This window comes from Flavobacterium antarcticum DSM 19726 (assembly GCF_000419685.1).
Lineage (GTDB): Bacteria > Bacteroidota > Bacteroidia > Flavobacteriales > Flavobacteriaceae > Flavobacterium > Flavobacterium antarcticum.
The window spans coordinates 82,789-100,009 of the sequence record NZ_ATTM01000007.1 but is presented as its reverse complement, the minus strand read 5'-3'; the positions used below and the strand labels follow the sequence as shown (position 1 = coordinate 100,009).

Here is a 17,221-nt window from a genome sequence, read left to right as displayed (position 1 = left end):
CCGAGACGTCGGGACTCGTAATAGCTTTTTTCTGAAATGCCAATATCTACTGTTTTGATAACAGAACACAACTTAAATCATAAATCAAAAATACAACTCAGAAGCCGCACGATACGTATTTGCATGCGCGTCAATAATTGTTTTAATTTCTGGCGAATACCCACCGCCCATACTTACTTGAAACGGAATTTCAAATTTCTTGCAATTCGAGAAAACAATTTCATCTCGTTTTTTACAACCATCCACGGAACAACTTAATTTCCCTAATTTGTCTGTTTCTAAAATGTCGACACCACTCAAATAGAAGATAAAATCAGGTTTTTCTTGTTCTATTAATTTGGGAACAAATGCACTAATTATTTTCAAATATGCGTCATCAGCAGTTCCGTCCGGAAGTGCAATATCTAAATCGGAAATTTCTTTCTTAAAAGGATAATTAGTTTTTCCGTGGACTGAAAAAGTAAAAACATTTGAATTATTTTGAAATATTTCTGCAGTTCCATTTCCTTGATGCACATCTAAATCAATAATGAGAATTTTAGAAGCTAACTTTTTATTTAATAAATATTTCGCAGCAATCGCTTGGTCGTTTAGCATACAAAAAGCTTCGCCACGATTCGAAAAAGCATGATGCGTTCCGCCAGCAATGTTGAAAGCAACTCCTGTTTCAAATGCTTTTTCACAACCTAAAATAGTTCCATTTGCGATGCGAAGTTCGCGTTCCACTAATTCTGCCGAAAGAGGAAAACCGATTTTACGTGCTGCTTTTGGGTCTAAAGTTAAATTGAGCAAATCTTCAACGTATGCTTTGTCGTGAACCGCTAAAACGTACTGTAAATCGATAATGTCAGGTGCGAAAAAATCCTTTTCAGTGACAATTCCCTCGTGTAATAATTGTTGAGGTAACAACTCGTATTTCAACATTGGAAAACGATGACCTTCAGGAAGTGGATGTTTGTAAATAGGGTGGAAAGCGATTGGCAACATCAAGTCAAGATTTATTCAGTAATATCTTCAAATTTCCGCATCACAAATTCCGTTTTATTGCTATCGTAGTAATTTAATATCACATAGTTTTTAAAAGGATAAATGTTCTGAACAGCAGGCTGCGTTTTGTTAAGAAATTCACTCAAAGCATCAATATACAAAGGTCGAAATGGAGCTTTAGAATGCTTGAAATTGCTGTCAAAATAACTTTCAAAAAAGATGGATTGCGCATTTCTATTGTCGATTATTATATTCGGATCAACTACTACGCCACCAATTATTCCGCCAAGTACGACGCCAATTCCTAAAGCAACTTGACCTCCAGAAGCAACTTCGCGAATGCCACCAATAGTGAATAAGTTGTAATTTGGAGTTGAATAAACGCTTAAACCTACATTTCCAAAGTCAATTTTTGATAATAGCTTTGAAGTCTTTTTCAGTTCGCGCGATTTACCATTGTCAGACTGAATCAAAAGCGGACTATTTTTAAAATAAATCTCGTTTTTTGAATCAGCTTGATAGGAAGCAATTTTCTCTTTAGTTTCGAAATCAAATCCTGCTAACGAAAGTGCTTTTGAATTTGCCGTTAATTGGTACAAAACACCTTGATTTAAAAACGAATTGGATTTAGAATCACTTTCAAATTTCTCGTACGGAAATTGATTTTTCACCACAGAAAAATCATCTAAATTAATTTCAAAAACCGTAGTTTGCAGTTTATCGTCGAAAGATAGAGCCACTTTCTTTTCGCTCAAATAACGCTTTACTTTTGAAACGCCAACATACAGTGGAGTAAACAATTTTGAGTCAACTGCAACTATTCCATTTTCGAAGATGAGAGAAGTAAACGAAGTTTCTCGGGATTTTTCATCAGAAATAGAATTTGGCGTAAACGATACTAATTGTTCTTTCTTTCCTTCTGTTGAAAAAACTGTAAATTTCAGCTGATTATCATCAGACGCCGAAATAATTTGCAGTGAATTATTGGCAGAAAACAAATCGACTACTCGTTCGTTCTTGAATTCGTTTTTATAATTCAAATCAGAAACAGTGTGACTTCTAAAATCAAAATGAATTGATTTAATTGTTTTGTAATCTTTTGAGGATAAATATAAATTTGGACTTCCATCTGCAGAAAAAGTCACTCCTGCCATGAAATCCAAGTCTTTGTCCGTTCTTGGAACAGAAAGACTATCGCTAAAAAATAACGCTGAATTGTATTTTATAACCGTGATTTTTTGCTTTTCAGCGATAAAAGCAAAATAGTCATTCTGCTGATTTTCGCCATTCAAAATCTGATAATAACTACTTGATTTTTTAAGTTCAATGGGAAAGCGATTCAATATTGTCTGTGCGAATGTGTTTCCGACAACAGAAATAATAAGCATTAAAAATAGAAATTTTTTCATAGCTAAATTTTTATAATACTGAATCGCTCAAAAATGATACCTAAAATGCAACAAAATAATGGGTTACAAAATTCCAATTACTTCCTTGATATTGGTCAAAGCTATAAAGTTTTCGTGTTCAATTTCAAAATCGATTTTTTCGTATTCCCAAGTCGTGTGATAGGGGATGTGAATTCCAACACCACCAAGATTTAAAATAGGCAAAACATCTGATTTTAATGAGTTTCCAATCATTACAAGATTTTCAGGCTCACATTCCAAACGGTTTAGCATTTTTGTATAATCCAACTCCGTCTTGTCGCTCAGCACTTCAATATGATGGAAATATCCACCTATTTTTGAATCGTGCAACTTTCTGTGTTGGTCTTTTAAATCACCTTTCGTGGCAACTACTAATTTATATTTTCCGTGTAATTCTTGCAAAACTTCCTCTACGTTTGGCAACAATTCGACAGGTTTTTCTAATAAGTCTTTTCCGATAGCGATGATTTTTTCGATACCAGTTCCGGTAATATTATTTTGCGTAATCTTCAAAGCTGTTTCAATCATTGACAGCGTGAAAGCTTTGATTCCAAAACCATAAAGTGGTAAGTTTTTCACTTGATGATTTAAAATCATTCCTAAAATTTCTTGGCTTGAAGCGAAATCTTGAAATAGCGCACAAAAACGTTCTTGTGCTTCGTCAAAATAAGGTTCATTGTGCCAAAGTGTGTCGTCTGCATCAAATGCAATTATTTTCTTAGTCATTTTGTATGGTACTAATTATGTTGTGATTTAAAAATTTTATTGAGCAATAAGCTCTTGTCAATAAATGTGATTCGAATTCCGAATAGTAATATAATTCCTCCAATTACCATTTGCAACGTCATCAATTCGTCTAAGAATATAAACGCAATAATAGAAGTTAAAACTGCTTGACCTAATAAACTTAAGGAAACGCGTGTCGCTCTCATGTGTTTAGTTGCAAAACTTATCAGGAACCAAGCGGCTAATTGACAAACTACTGCTTGAATAACCAAAACTCCCCAACCTTCTGAACTGAATCCTGTGAACGGTTCGCCTGCCCAAAAGCAAATAATTCCGAGATAAACAGAAGACGCAAATAAGCTCAGCAACATGAATGAAAAAACGTCTACTTTTTCTAAAATATTCTTGCTTGTCAACATATATCCCGCATAGAGAACGCCGGATAAAATGGCGAAAACAAAAGCGCGGTCAAAGTCTAACGCAGCAATAAAGTGAAATCCCACAAATGTAACCATTCCAAAAACAGCTACTAATGTTCCAATCCAGAAATTGGTTTTAGGTTTTGGATTTAAAAAAAGAAAAGAGCCAATGCCAACCCAAACCGGCGATAAGTTGGTTAATAGTGTGGCTTGTGTCGCACTTGATTCTTGAATGGCGATGTTCCAAACTGCTACATCTGAACCAAACAAAACGCCGCACAACAAAGCCAATAGTAGATATTTTGTCGGAGGAATTTTAAATTTTCTAGAGAAAATCGCAAATGGAACTAAAATTGCAAATGCAAAAGCCATTCGATAAAAAGCAGAGATAAGTCCAGGCGTCAATTCCAATTTTACTAAAATTGGAAAAATAGAAATACATAATATTCCAATCGCTAAGGCTAACCTTGGTCTTGCGTTTTGCATGCTGCTTTTAATATATCAAACCTGCGAAAGTTATTGATTGAATTTTGCCACAGATTAAAATGATTATGACAGATTTTAAATCTTTTTAATCCAGTAATCTGTGGCAAATATTTTATTTTTTTAATTAATGGTTTCCCCATTTCCAACACCTTCTGTATCTGGATTTACAAAAACCAATTTACCTTCTGCGTTGTTCGTCATCAAAATCATTCCTTGACTTTCAACGCCTCGCAAAGCACGTGGAGCAAGATTCACTAAAACAATTACTCTTTTTCCGATGATATCTTCGGGTTTGAAACTTTCGGCAATTCCAGAAACGATGGTGCGAACGTCAATTCCTGTGTCCACTTTCAAAACCAAAAGTTTATTAGCTTTCGGCATCTTCTCTGCTTCAATAATCGTTCCTACACGCAAATCCATTTTTGCAAAATCGTCAAACTGAATCAACTCTTTTTGTGGTTCCGCTTTTTTATTTTCGGCAATGTTGGCTGTTTTTGTAGCTTCCAATTTATCTATTTGTTTTTGAATTTCTTCGTCTTCTATTTTTGCAAAAAGCAGTTCTGCCTCGTTGATTTGATGTCCGTCAGGAATTAAATTATCCCATTCAGCCACGTTATTCCAAGCTAATTTGCCTGTATTATTCAGCATCTTTTTCAACTTGAAAGAAGTAAACGGCAAGAACGGTTCTGATAAAACACTTAATGCTGCTGCAATTTGCAAGGCAACATACATTTGCGTTTTTACACGTTCTGGATCGGTTTTCACCATTTTCCACGGCTCTTCGTCAGCCAAGTATTTATTTCCTAAACGAGCTGCATTCATCATTTCGCCCAAAGCTTCTCTAAAACGGTAACGTTCGATTGAACTGGCAATAACTGCTGGATAAGCTTTCAATTCAGTTAAAGTCGCTTGGTCTACTTCTGAAAATTCATTCGGAGTTGGCACATAACCTTCGTAATATTTATGTGTCAAAACGGTCACGCGATTGATGAAATTTCCAAAAATCGCAACTAATTCATTATTATTTCTTGCTTGAAAATCTTTCCAAGTAAAGTCGTTATCTTTTGTTTCTGGTGCATTTGAAGTCAATGAATAACGCAAAACATCTTGCTTGTCTGGAAAATCTTCCAAATATTCGTGTAACCAAACTGCCCAGTTTTTAGAGGTCGAAAGTTTATTTCCTTCCAAATTCAAAAACTCATTCGCCGGAACATTGTCTGGTAAAATGTAAGTTCCTTCTGCTTTCAACATTGCTGGGAAAATAATACAGTGAAACACAATATTGTCTTTTCCGATGAAATGAACCAACTTCGTATCGTCGGATTTCCAGTACGGTTCCCAATCAATTCCTTCTCTCAAAGCCCATTCTTTTGTCGAAGAAATGTAGCCAATTGGTGCGTCGAACCAAACGTATAATTTCTTTCCTTCGGCCCCGTCAACAGGAACATCAATTCCCCAATCTAAATCGCGAGTTACCGCACGAGGTTCTAAGCCGCCGTCAATCCATGATTTTACTTGTCCATAAACATTAGGTTTCCAGTCGCTTTTATGTCCTTCTAAAATCCATTTTGTCAAGAAATCCTGGTAACGATTCAAAGGTAAAAACCAGTGTTTCGTTTCCTTCATAATAGGTTTTTCACCAGTTATAGTCGATTTTGGATTAATTAAATCCGTAGCATTTAATGTCGAGCCACATTTTTCGCATTGGTCGCCATACGCTTCTTCGTTGCCACATTTCGGACAAGTTCCCGTAACAAATCGGTCAGCCAAAAACTGGTCGGCTTTTGCATCGTACAATTGTTCGGTAACTTCTTCAATAAAATCGCCGTTATCGTACAATTTTCTAAAAAATTCTTGAGCCGTATCGTGGTGAATTTTTGCAGAAGTTCGAGAATAATTATCAAACGAAATTCCAAAATCAACGAATGATTTTCGGATAATTGCATCGTATTTATCAATCACTTCCTGTGGCGTAATTCCTTCTTTTTTAGCTTTCATCGAAATCGCAACACCGTGTTCATCGCTTCCGCAAATAAAAGCAACGTCTTTTTGTTGCAAACGCAAATAGCGCGAATAAATGTCGGCAGGAACGTAAACGCCGGCTAAATGACCAATGTGAATCGGTCCGTTCGTATAAGGCAAAGCTGCCGTAATGGTATATCTTTTAGGATTTTGTAGCATCGAAAACGGTTTTTTAAAGAATGCAAAAATACGCTTTTGCCGTTGAAGTACCTACATTGTTAGATATTTATTGTGAAGGTTTTGGAGCACGTCTTTCGGCGTTTTTTAATCCGTTTTCCCGCCTTCCTTCCACATCTCCTGATGAATAATCAGGAGGATTTTCGCTCTAATCCGTCCTGAAGCTTCGGGATATTTTAAAATCTTTCGGCTTCTTTTAATTTTTTGGCTTTTAAAAATGAATGGAATTACAACTCTGACGGAGTTTCAAACTCCGTCAGAGTTCATAAGTTTTAGGATTGTAATTGTAATTATTTTTTATTTAATAATCGTTCTACATCTATTCCTGCATGTAAATTGGCACCAAGAAAAAAGTCATTATTATTGGTAATCGGATTTTCATAAAAAGGTGTGAAATCATAATTAAGTTTGAATTGAAGGTCAACATATTGAAACATTCTTCCGCCAATTCCAGTCTGAATTCCTATTAGTGTTTTGTTGAAATTGTCTTCAATATCATTTCCTTCATAAGAAATACTATTAAGTAAAGTTATTTTAGGACCAAAAATTAGATAAGCGCCTTTTCTATATTCATTGCCAAAATCAAACTTAACATTAGGGCTTAATTCCATCATATTAATTTTCAGTTGACCAACACTTGTTTCGGTAGGCTGAAGTACAGTATTGTGGAACAGGATTTCAGTCTTTACGCCCCATTTTTCGGTAAAGTTATATTCCGCATAAGCACCAAAGCTAGGTTTAGCGTAATTTCCACTATTAGTAAACGTTGAACTACGGTCATTTAGAAATGACCCTCCATCTTTACTAGCGCTTGCAGAAGTATTTATTCCTAACATAATTCCGTAAGAAAAAGTTTGTGCGACGCTAATACTTGGAATGATACAAAGAAGAATTAGAAGTAAATTTTTTTTCATTTTTTTCATTTTTAATTGAATGGCTAATTTAAAATATTATTTCAGTTCTCTTTAACTATATTTGTTTAATACAACATAAATTATGGCAAAAGGTCCAGAAAAAAACACAAAGAACAAAGCGTTACATACCAAATTACTCAATCGGAAGAATGCTAAGATTTCGCAAGAAAAGAAAGAAAAAGCAGCTCGATTAAAAGCTTTGGTTACAAAAATGAACCAGCAAAAAAACAAGGACGATTCAAATGCTGTTTAGTTTTTTACGCATTTCACCATATTGATTTCATCATCAGATTCGTAAAGGAATTTGGTTGTAAATCGAAAATAAGTTCACATGAGTAAGACGTATATAAAATGTTTAAAATGCAATACTGTTAATCTGAATCTTGATTATTGCAGTAATTGTGGTGCAATTTTAAACATAGTTCTTAAGCGAAAACTAGAAAGAGAAAAACGCGCTGAAGAGAAATTAGAACTAGAACGATTGACGGAAAAGCCAAGTACAATTGAAGCATTTTTACGAAAAGGTTCCAAACATTCCAACATCATAATTCGCTTGATTTTTAAACTATTTTACTACATCTGGTTTTTCTTTGCTATCGTAATCGGCGGACTTATCGCAGCCGTAATATCGACTGTTGCAGGTTAGATTTAATTTCCCAAAGTGCATGTCAAACTTTAATTTTAAATGATTAAAAGAGTAATTTACATGGGTATGGCGTTAATCGCTTTGTCTATTTACAGTATGCAAAGACTGAATTTACCGTTGCCAAAATTTGTAAATAATCACGCTAACGATTTGCTTTGTTTGCCGCTTGTACTTGGAGCACTGACATTCTTGATTCGTGGTTTGAATAAAGACAAATATTTTAAATTCCCACTTCCTTTTGTGCTTTTATTAGCGACGTATTATTCAGTTTATTTTGAATATTATTTACCAAAAGTAAACTCACGCTATACCGCTGATTGGATTGATGTAATGCTATATTTTGGAAGTGCAATCACTTTCTTTCTTATTCAAAAGAATAAAAAAATAACTTTTTCGCGAGAATTGTGAATTAAATTAGAATTGATTTAAACTAGTGCTACAATTTAGAATTTCAGATATATTTTGCAATCTTTGAGTTCAAAAAAAAACTACTATGAGTAAGACAAAATTAATAATTAGTAAAAACGGTTTTATTAAAATTGAAGGCGATTTCGAAATTGTAGATGCAGAAGGAATGCCGTACAACGTGCAAGGAAGAACTTCTTTAGGCCTTTGTCGTTGTGGATTATCGGCGAATAAACCATTCTGCGACGGTTCGCACCGAAATGGTTTTGAGCACGATGCAAAAGCATTTGATTTGCCACCAATGAAAGCAAAATAATAAAATTTCAAATTTTATACAGAAAGCTGCATTTTTAGAAGTGCGGCTTTTTTTTAATGTAATTTAGTATTCTAAGACTAAACCAGCTGTTTTGATTTAGTTGCACTAGCTGAAAAATGAGCCAATTTTAGGTTGATAATATGTTTTGTTTGAAATTTTATGAATTGATGAAGTTTAAAAATTATTAATTCCCGTTAGATTTCACTTAATTTGTAATCAAATTTAGTAAGTAAGATGCAACATATTAACAAATTCATTAAAATTAGTCTTTTTATAATGACCGCTTTATTTTGTTTCGGGAACGGAATTGCACAAAATAAGATTGGTCAAGAAGTACAAAAACTGCAACAGGAACACACGGCATTCACGGCGATAAACCTTTTAACGACTGATAGTTCTATTTCTAAAAGAGATATTGATCAAGCGGTAACGGATGCTACAGTGGCTAGAGTCAATCTCAACACTTTGAGTCAGATTACCACTAATCCTTCGGATTTTGTAGAATTAGATATTCCGTACCAAAATCAGCATTTTAAAATTTTGCTTTACCGTGTCAATCCTTTTTCCAATGGATTTTCAATCCATACCGATAGAGCAACTAATATTTCCTTTCAAAAGGGTATTTATTACCGCGGAATCATCAAAGGAAATCCGACCTCAATTGCAGCTTTTAATTTTTTTAACGGAGAATTCAACGGAATATTTTCTTCCCAAGAATTGGGGAATGTAGTTGTGGGTAAAATTGACAAACCAAATAACCAAAGCGATTACATTGTATATTCAGATGCTAATTTCTTAAAACAAAATAATTTTCAATGCCATTTAAAAGAAGACAATACGCCAATACCAACTTCTACATTAAATAGAGACGCAACTTCGGTAAAATGTGTGACCTTTTACTTTGAAATTGATTATAATCTTTTTGTAAGTAACAGCAGTAGTACTGCAACTACTGCTAATTGGGCAACTTCCATCTTTAATAATGTACAGACTTTATATGCTAATGATGGAATTACAACATCGTTAAATTCAGTTTATATTTGGACGAACCCTGATGTTTATGAAGGAGTTGGAACGAGTTCTCTTGATTATTTGCAGTCTTTTGCAAATAACAGACCATTTATTAGCAGCGATGTTGGTATGCTAATCGGAATTGATCCAGGAGGTTTAGGCGGTGTTGCTTACTTAAACGGACTTTGTTCTAATTACAATTACGGTTATTCTGATGTGGATGGCATTTCGATAGTTACAGTTCCGACGTATTCTTGGACAACTGAGGTGATGACGCATGAGTTGGGACATTTAATGGGTTCACCACATACACATGCTTGTGCCTGGAATGGCAATAATTCACCTATTGATGGATGCGGTGCGGAAGCAGGATACCCAGAATCAGGTTGTACCACCATAGGACCAATTCCTTCTACTTCGGTTAAGGGAACGATTATGAGTTATTGCCATTTGATTCAAGGAGTAGGTATCAGTTTTGCCAATGGTTTTGGAGTGCAACCTGCCAATTTAATTGCAAACACTGTAAATTCTAAAACTTGTTTGAGTACTGATTGTACCAATTGTAACAATACCGTGACTGATATTGAAGCGAACGCCATTTCGGATACAGCAGCAACGCTTTCTTGGGAAGATTTTGACAATGCTGATTCGTGGGAAATTTCGGTTAGGCCTTATTCAGCATTGCCAATTTGGAACACCGTTACACAAACTACATATCAAGCTTCAGGACTGTTGCCTAATACCTATTACAAAGTTCGGATTAGACCTATTTGCACCACTACAACTCCAAAAATTAGAGAATTTATCTTTGTCACTTCTGGAAATTATTGTGGAGGTTTAAATTTTTACGATACAGGAGGAGCGGTTGGTAATTATGCGAATCGGGAATCGTTTACAAGAACAATTACGCCAAATGTGCCTGATCAAAAATTGGTGGTAACTTTTACGCAGTTTTCATTGGAGGCGGGTTATGATTATTTATACATTTACAATGGAGCTGATGATTCTTTCCCCGAATTGAATGGTGGAGTTGGATTTACAGGAACAAGTTCGCCTGGAACAGTAACTTCTACCGCGACTGATGGATCACTTACGTTTAAATTCATTTCGGATCAAGGTGTAACAGCAGCGGGTTGGAAAGCGACAATAAGTTGTCAGCAAAGTTTAGGGATTCAAACAGAAGATTACCTTGATTTTAGTTATTACCCGAACCCAACCAGCAGTAGTGTTATGTTGAAAGCAAATACCAATATTACAGAAATTGAAGTGTTTAATATTCAAGGCAGAAAACTCTTTGCGCAAAAAGTAGATACGCTGGAATCAAGTGTGGACATGTCTGCATTTGCTTCTGGAACCTATTTCTTCAAAGTAAAGTTTAATGATTTTGAGAAAAACTTTAAAATTTTAAAACTTTAAAATTTTTTATAAATTGGCAAAAAGCTGTACTATTCGTGGTGCAGCTTTTTTGTTTTTAAACAAGTAATGCGAAATAAACAATTGAATGCTGAACTATTTTAGTGAAATTTGCAAACACATAAAATTAAAAACAGATGGAATTCGGTAGAATATTAGTTTCAGAAACGGCGATGAAGAGTGAAAATTTACAAGACGTAATTCACTCGAATATTTCGATTGTTAATTTAATGCGTGAGGAAGGTATCGCTGACGAGTTGATTCATGAAGATGCGATTATGAGCTACTATTTGGATTATTACTGGACCCATAATTCTCAAGGTGGTTTTGCGCAATTTGTGCACCAATCGGGTTGGGACAAAGAACTGAACGAATTGATTGAAGAAGGTTTGGCGCTAATTGGTGCCGAGAAACATTTGGAATATTTTCAACAGCAATCTAAAAAGGTCAAATTAATGAGCAGTGTGAAATTGACTAAATTTCTAAAAGGAAAATTTGACGGCGTAAATCCGGTTAGAGATTCTCTAAACAATGAGGCGTTCTTTGAATTAGAAGAAAATTTAATTGATCTCAATGCCAATTTCTTAAAAACACACCCTGATTTTGAAGCGCTTCCGATAGATGAAATCTTTGCGGTTTTAGAAGACTTCGTAGGTCATGAAATAAAAAGAGACTAATTTTTAGCTTATTTTTCTAATTCAATATTAAAGCGTTTAGTAAATTTACGTTCGTATTATAAAAACCGTACGATTGATTTTAATAAAAACAGCATGTTTATAAAAACACTCTCTTTTCTTTTTTTGTTCTTCTCTTTTAATTCGATTGTATATTCTCAAACTAAAAAAATTATGCCACAACATCTTAAAAAAGGCGATACGGTTGCCATTTTAGCGACAGCTCGAAAGATTGATGCTTCCACGTTGCAACCTGGAATTAAATTACTCGAAAGTTGGGGTTTGAAAGTCATTTTAGGGAAAACAATTGGTATGGATCAAAATCAATTAGCTGGAGCCGATTGGCAAAGAGCGACAGATTTTCAAGAAATGTTAGACAACCCTTCGGTTAAAGCAATTTGGGCAGCAAAAGGCGGTTATGGAACCGTAAAAATTGTGGATCGCTTTGATTTTTCAAATTTTAAGAAAAACCCAAAATGGATTATTGGTTTTAGCGATGTTACGGTTTTGCACAGCCATATGAATCGGTTGGGTTTCCAAACGTTACATGCCATGATGGCGATTTCTGCTCCATCGGCGACAACAGCTGCAAAGGAAAGCTTGCGCAAAGTGCTTTTTGGTGAAAAATTATCCTATTCCGTTCCACATCATGAATTTAATAAATTGGGTCAAGCCAAAGGCGAATTAGTGGGTGGGAATCTTTCGGTTTTATACAGCATTCAAGGTTCGGTTTCCGAAGTTGATTTAAAAGATAAAATTCTTTTTTTGGAAGATTTAGATGAATATTTGTATCATATTGACCGAATGATGACGAATTTAAAACGAAATGGTTCACTCAAAAATTTGAAGGGAATTATTGTTGGCGGAATGACTTCGATGAACGACAATGACATTCCATGGGGTAAAAACGCATTGGAAATTATTCAAGAAACGGTAAAAGAGCTGCATATTCCTGTCGCTTATAATTTTCCTGCAGGACATATTAAAGACAATCGTGCTTTAATCTTAGGAGGAACGATTACTTTTGAAGTTACTGAAAAGGAAACTAAAGTTATTTTCGAATAGAATATTTACTAAATCTCACTTTTCGAAAATTTAATTTATGGCAGAACACAATGAATTAGGAAAGTTAGGAGAGGATTTAGCAACTGAATTTTTACAGAAAAACGGTTATGAAATTCTAGATAGAAATTTTACTTTTCAAAAAGCAGAAATAGATATAATTGCACAGAAAGACCAAACACTTGCCGTAGTTGAAGTGAAAACGCGAAGTAGCGTCGACTTTGGTTTGCCACAAGATTTTGTGAAGCCAAAGAAAATCCAGTTGTTAGTGAAAGCCGTTAATGAATACGTAATAAGTAGGGATTTGGACGTGACAATTCGTTTTGATATTATCGCGATTCATAAGAATAGTGCACAAAAATTTATAATTGAGCATATTGAGGATGCTTTTTATCACTTTTAAAATAATTTTTCTACCGTTACATTTGTAACAAAAAGTAGATTATTGTTATATTTGCAGAACACAACTAACTTTTTATGAAAACAGTATCATCCGTAGTAGAAAACTACATTAAAACCAAGCCGTTTTTGCTGAGTGCGCTTTCACAAGGCATAATAAATCTAACTTCTTTGGCACGGAATATCATGCTTGAGCTTGAAACTGATTTAGGCAAAGACGTAAAACAAGGAGCCGTAGTAATGGCGCTTAAACGTCTATCGGACGATTTAGATTTTAGAGTAAATCACAAGATTACAAAGGTGTTGAAAAACATTGGCGAAATCACGGTTCGTTCTTCTTTAGTAGATTATAATTTTGCGGTTTCGGATACAATTTTAGACAGTCAAGCTGAATTGATCACGGAAATTAACCAACATTCGGATATTTTTTATACTTCGTCTCGCGGCGTAAATGAGACAAATATTGTCATCAGTGAAAGCATGTCACATTTGGTCGACAAGCATTTTGCCGGTGAAAAATTAATTGATACTACCGGTAATTTAGCTTCAATTACCATTAAACTTCCAAAAGATAATATTTCGACTCCGGGCGTTTATTATTTTATTTTCCAACGCTTGGCTTGGGAAGGAATTACCGTTAATGAAGTAATTTCTACTTCGTATGAGTTCACTATTTTTGTCAGTGAAGATAAAGTGGATGTTGCTTTTAAAGTTATTAAGGATTTAAAACAACTATAATAGTTAATGAAAAGCGCCTCTAAGAAGAGGCGTTTTTTTATAACATCTGCATCAACTCCAAAGCTCTTCTCACAGACTTCACATTATCAAAAGTCAATAATAATTTCAATCCTTTTGGAGTTTCTTTTTCTTTCATTCGTGCTAATTTTGAGTTGGTTTGCACAAACTGCAACACCTTCGTAAATTGAGCCGACTGGTAATATGCTGATTGTTGATCAGAAACAAAATAAGCAATCATTTTGCCCTGTTTCATCACGAGTTTTTCAATTCCAAATTTCGTTGCAATCCACTTAATTTTAAGACTACTCATTAAAGAAAGCGCTTGTTTAGGTAAAGGTCCAAAACGGTCGACTAATTTAATTTCAAAAGCTAATAAGGCTTCTTCATCTTTAATCAAACTCAATTCATTGTACAAATTCAACCGTTCTGAAATATTATTGATGTATTCATCTGGAAACAATAATTCAAAGTCAGTGTCAATTTGAATGTCTTTTACAAATGGTTTTGCAGGAGCATTTTCATCTATAGGATAAAGTTCTTTAAACTCGTTTTCCTTTAATTCTTCAATGGCTTCGTTCATGATTTTCTGGTAGGTTTCAAAACCAATTTCGTTAATGAAACCGCTTTGTTCACCACCCAATAAATCTCCAGCACCGCGAATTTCCAAATCTTTCATGGCAATATTAAAACCACTTCCCAACTCGCTGAATTGTTCCAAAGCTTGAATTCGTTTTCGCGCTTCATCCGTCATTGCGGAATACGGCGGACAAATAAAATAACAAAACGCTTTTTTATTACTTCGACCGACGCGACCTCGCATTTGATGCAAATCAGAAAGTCCAAAATTATTCGCGTTGTTGATAAAAATCGTATTCGCATTCGGAACATCCAATCCGCTTTCAATAATTGTTGTCGCAACTAAAACGTCAAAATCGCCGTTCATAAAAGCTAACATCAATTCTTCTAATTTCTTTCCGTCCATTTGTCCGTGACCAATTCCCACACGAGCGCCAGGAACCAATCGTTGAATCATTCCAGCAACTTCCTTAATATTTTCAATTCGGTTATTGACAAAATAAACTTGTCCATTTCGCTGAATTTCATACGAAACCGCATCTCGAATCATCTCTTCCGAAAATCCCACCACATGCGTTTCAATCGGATAACGATTCGGTGGAGGAGTAGTGATTACGGATAAATCTCGAGCCGCCATCAATGAAAACTGCAGCGTTCTCGGAATCGGAGTTGCTGTTAAAGTCAACGTATCAATATTAGCCGAAATGGTTTTTAATTTGTCTTTTACGTTGACACCAAATTTCTGTTCTTCATCTACAATCAACAAACCTAGATTTTTGAAAACTACATTTTTATTGACTAGTTGATGTGTTCCAATTACAATATCTAATCTTCCTTCGGCTAAATCTTTAAGCGTTTCTGCTTTTTCTTTTGCCGTTCTAAATCGATTTAAATAGCCAACCGTAACCGGCATATCTTTCAATCGTTCTGAAAATGTGCGTGAATGTTGGTAAGCTAAAATAGTTGTTGGAACCAGAATTGCCACTTGTTTTCCATTATCAACCGCTTTAAAAGCTGCACGAATCGCGACTTCTGTTTTTCCAAAACCTACGTCACCACATACCAATCGGTCCATTGGACGGTCGCTTTCCATGTCGTTTTTTACATCTTGCGTTGCTTTTCCTTGGTCCGGAGTGTCCTCATACATGAACGAACTTTCCAATTCCTTCTGCAAATAACTGTCGGGACTGTATTGAAAACCTTTTTCCAATCGACGTTTCGCGTACAATTGAATTAAATTGAATGCAATATGTTTTACCCGAGCTTTGGTTTTTTGCTTTAAAACTTTCCAAGCATTCGAACCTAATTTATATATTTTTGGTGGCGTTCCATCTTTTCCGTTGAATTTTGAAATTTTGTGCAATGAGTGAATACTCACATAAACAATATCGTTATCGGCATAAACCAATTTGATGGCTTCTTGCGTTTTCCCTTCGACTTGAATTTTTTGCAGTCCACCAAACTTCCCAATTCCGTGGTCAATATGCGTTACATAATCACCAACGGACAACGTATTGAGTTCTTTTAAAGTAATCGTCTGTTTTTTCGCATATCCATTTTTGATGTGAAATTTATGATAACGCTCAAAAATTTGATGATCGGTATAACAAGCAATTTGCAATTCTTCATCGACAAATCCTTCATATAAAGGGAAAACAATGTTGTCGTAACTTTTAGTTGCATCTTTAAATTCGTCTTCATTTAATGCTTCAAAAATATCCTGAAAGCGATTCGCCTGTTGCAAATTTGAACTTAAAAGATAATTTTTAATTCCGTTTGAATGATTTTCGTTGAGGTTGTGATATAGTAAATCAAACTGTTTATTGAACGACGGTTGCGGTTGAATGTGAAATTCAAACGTTTTTTTAGTTCTGAAAATCGCTTTACTGCCCAATTCTACAATGGAGAAATCGAGCGCTTTTTTGATAAAAGAAGCTTGATTCAAATAAAGCATTTCTGGTTCAGAATGCTTGATTTCTTTATTCAGTTTTTCAAAAGCAACTTCTGCTTTTTCAAACATCTTGTCTAATTTGCTAAATAAACCATCGGTATTGTGAATGAAAATGTTCGTCTTTGGATTAATATAATCTAAAAAGCTTTCTCTGTTTTCGGCAAAAAATTTATTTTCAACGTTTGGAATGATATTTATTTTCTTCTGTTTTTCAACGGAAAGTTGGGTTTCGACATCAAAACTTCGGATGCTTTCCACTTCATTTCCAAAAAATTCTATTCGGTACGGATAATCATTTGAAAAAGAAAAAACATCGATAATTCCACCTCGAACCGAAAATTCTCCAGGTTCTGTGATAAAATCAACGCGTTTGAATTCGTATTCAAATAAAACTTCGTTGATGAAATCTATTGAAATTTGGTCGCCAACTGAAACTTTCAACGTGTTTTTATCCAATTCCTTTTTGGTAACAACTTTTTCAAAAAGCGCTTCAGGATAAGTAACAATTAATGCAGGTTTTTTACGTGAATTAATTCGGTTCAATACTTCCGCACGAAGTAAGATATTCGCATTATCTGTATCTTCAATTTGATACGGATTTCGATACGAACCGGGATAAAAAAGCACATCTTGATCATTAATCAACTGTTCCAAATCATTCAGATAATAAGCCGACGCTTCCTTGTCGTCTAAAATTAACAACATTGGATTTTCTGTTTTCGAAAAAATGGCTTGCGTGACAAAAGACAACGACGAACCAATTAATCCTTTCAGATGTATTTTTTGTTCAGGAACAGTCAAACTTTCAGCAATCTGATTGATTTTTGCCGACTTCTCGTAACGGTTTTGTATGGAAGTTATTTTGGTAC

General features: G+C 34.8%; 17 protein-coding genes. 10 read left to right on the top strand and 7 right to left on the bottom strand.

Annotation, left to right across the window (positions count from 1 at the left end; translation table 11 throughout):
* Positions 1-84: 84 nt before the first annotated feature.
* The 5 genes from YWA_RS0112810 to metG all read right to left on the bottom strand — a co-directional run bounded on the left by YWA_RS0112810 (position 85) and on the right by metG (position 6,229).
* A complete protein-coding gene (locus tag YWA_RS0112810; protein WP_022828912.1) occupies positions 85-987 on the bottom strand; it encodes a histone deacetylase family protein in 903 nt (300 codons plus the stop codon).
* An 11-nt stretch (positions 988-998) separates the two neighbouring features.
* The gene (locus tag YWA_RS0112805; RefSeq protein ID WP_022828911.1) at positions 999-2,396 is read right to left on the bottom strand and encodes a hypothetical protein; all 1,398 of its coding nucleotides are present in this window, start codon (positions 2,394-2,396) and stop codon (positions 999-1,001) included.
* 63 nt (positions 2,397-2,459) lie between these two features.
* A complete protein-coding gene (locus YWA_RS0112800) occupies positions 2,460-3,143 on the bottom strand; it encodes an HAD family hydrolase (RefSeq protein ID WP_022828910.1) in 684 nt (227 codons plus the stop codon).
* Between the two features lie 11 nt (positions 3,144-3,154).
* A complete protein-coding gene (locus YWA_RS0112795; RefSeq protein ID WP_022828909.1) occupies positions 3,155-4,048 on the bottom strand; it encodes a DMT family transporter in 894 nt (297 codons plus the stop codon).
* 120 nt (positions 4,049-4,168) lie between these two features.
* Positions 4,169-6,229 (bottom strand): methionine--tRNA ligase, encoded by a 2,061-nt coding sequence (gene metG, locus YWA_RS0112785; protein WP_022828907.1) that lies wholly within the window; start codon positions 6,227-6,229, stop codon positions 4,169-4,171.
* Positions 6,230-6,249: 20 nt separating this feature from the next.
* On the opposite strand from metG, the gene YWA_RS15860 reads away from it, so the two are divergent.
* Positions 6,250-6,378, top strand: a complete 129-nt coding sequence (locus tag YWA_RS15860) for a hypothetical protein (protein ID WP_022828906.1) — start codon at positions 6,250-6,252, stop codon at positions 6,376-6,378.
* Positions 6,379-6,537: 159 nt separating this feature from the next.
* On the opposite strand, the gene YWA_RS0112775 is transcribed toward YWA_RS15860, so the two are convergent.
* On the bottom strand, positions 6,538-7,161 hold the full coding sequence (locus tag YWA_RS0112775) for an outer membrane beta-barrel protein (protein WP_169627261.1): 624 nt from the start codon (positions 7,159-7,161) through the stop codon (positions 6,538-6,540).
* 82 nt (positions 7,162-7,243) lie between these two features.
* On the opposite strand from YWA_RS0112775, the gene YWA_RS15775 reads away from it, so the two are divergent.
* From YWA_RS15775 to YWA_RS0112730, 9 genes are all read left to right on the top strand, one after another.
* Entirely contained in the window at positions 7,244-7,414 is a 171-nt protein-coding gene (locus YWA_RS15775; protein ID WP_022828904.1) for a hypothetical protein, read from the top strand.
* A 78-nt stretch (positions 7,415-7,492) separates the two neighbouring features.
* Positions 7,493-7,807 carry a hypothetical protein gene (locus YWA_RS0112765; protein ID WP_022828903.1) on the top strand — a complete coding sequence of 105 codons (315 nt, stop codon included), beginning with the start codon at positions 7,493-7,495 and terminating at the stop codon, positions 7,805-7,807.
* Between the two features lie 39 nt (positions 7,808-7,846).
* Positions 7,847-8,215, top strand: coding sequence for a hypothetical protein (locus YWA_RS0112760; protein WP_022828902.1), 369 nt, complete (start codon positions 7,847-7,849; stop codon positions 8,213-8,215).
* Between the two features lie 85 nt (positions 8,216-8,300).
* Entirely contained in the window at positions 8,301-8,528 is a 228-nt protein-coding gene (locus YWA_RS0112755; protein WP_022828901.1) for a CDGSH iron-sulfur domain-containing protein, read from the top strand.
* Positions 8,529-8,804: 276 nt separating this feature from the next.
* Positions 8,805-10,955: a M12 family metallo-peptidase gene (locus YWA_RS0112750; RefSeq protein ID WP_169627260.1), complete on the top strand. Its 2,151-nt coding sequence runs from the start codon at positions 8,805-8,807 to the stop codon at positions 10,953-10,955.
* Between the two features lie 134 nt (positions 10,956-11,089).
* Positions 11,090-11,629, top strand: a complete 540-nt coding sequence (locus tag YWA_RS0112745; protein WP_022828899.1) for a DMP19 family protein — start codon at positions 11,090-11,092, stop codon at positions 11,627-11,629.
* A gap of 171 nt (positions 11,630-11,800) precedes the next feature.
* Positions 11,801-12,691 carry a S66 peptidase family protein gene (locus YWA_RS0112740; RefSeq protein ID WP_245557717.1) on the top strand — a complete coding sequence of 297 codons (891 nt, stop codon included), beginning with the start codon at positions 11,801-11,803 and terminating at the stop codon, positions 12,689-12,691.
* 37 nt (positions 12,692-12,728) lie between these two features.
* Entirely contained in the window at positions 12,729-13,091 is a 363-nt protein-coding gene (locus tag YWA_RS0112735; protein ID WP_022828897.1) for a YraN family protein, read from the top strand.
* Between the two features lie 74 nt (positions 13,092-13,165).
* On the top strand, positions 13,166-13,825 hold the full coding sequence (locus YWA_RS0112730) for an aspartate kinase 2 (RefSeq protein WP_022828896.1): 660 nt from the start codon (positions 13,166-13,168) through the stop codon (positions 13,823-13,825).
* Between the two features lie 37 nt (positions 13,826-13,862).
* Here the strand turns inward: YWA_RS0112730 and mfd are convergent, their stop codons facing one another.
* Positions 13,863-17,174, bottom strand: a complete 3,312-nt coding sequence (mfd, locus tag YWA_RS0112725) for a transcription-repair coupling factor (RefSeq protein ID WP_245557718.1) — start codon at positions 17,172-17,174, stop codon at positions 13,863-13,865.
* Positions 17,175-17,221 lie beyond the last annotated feature (47 nt).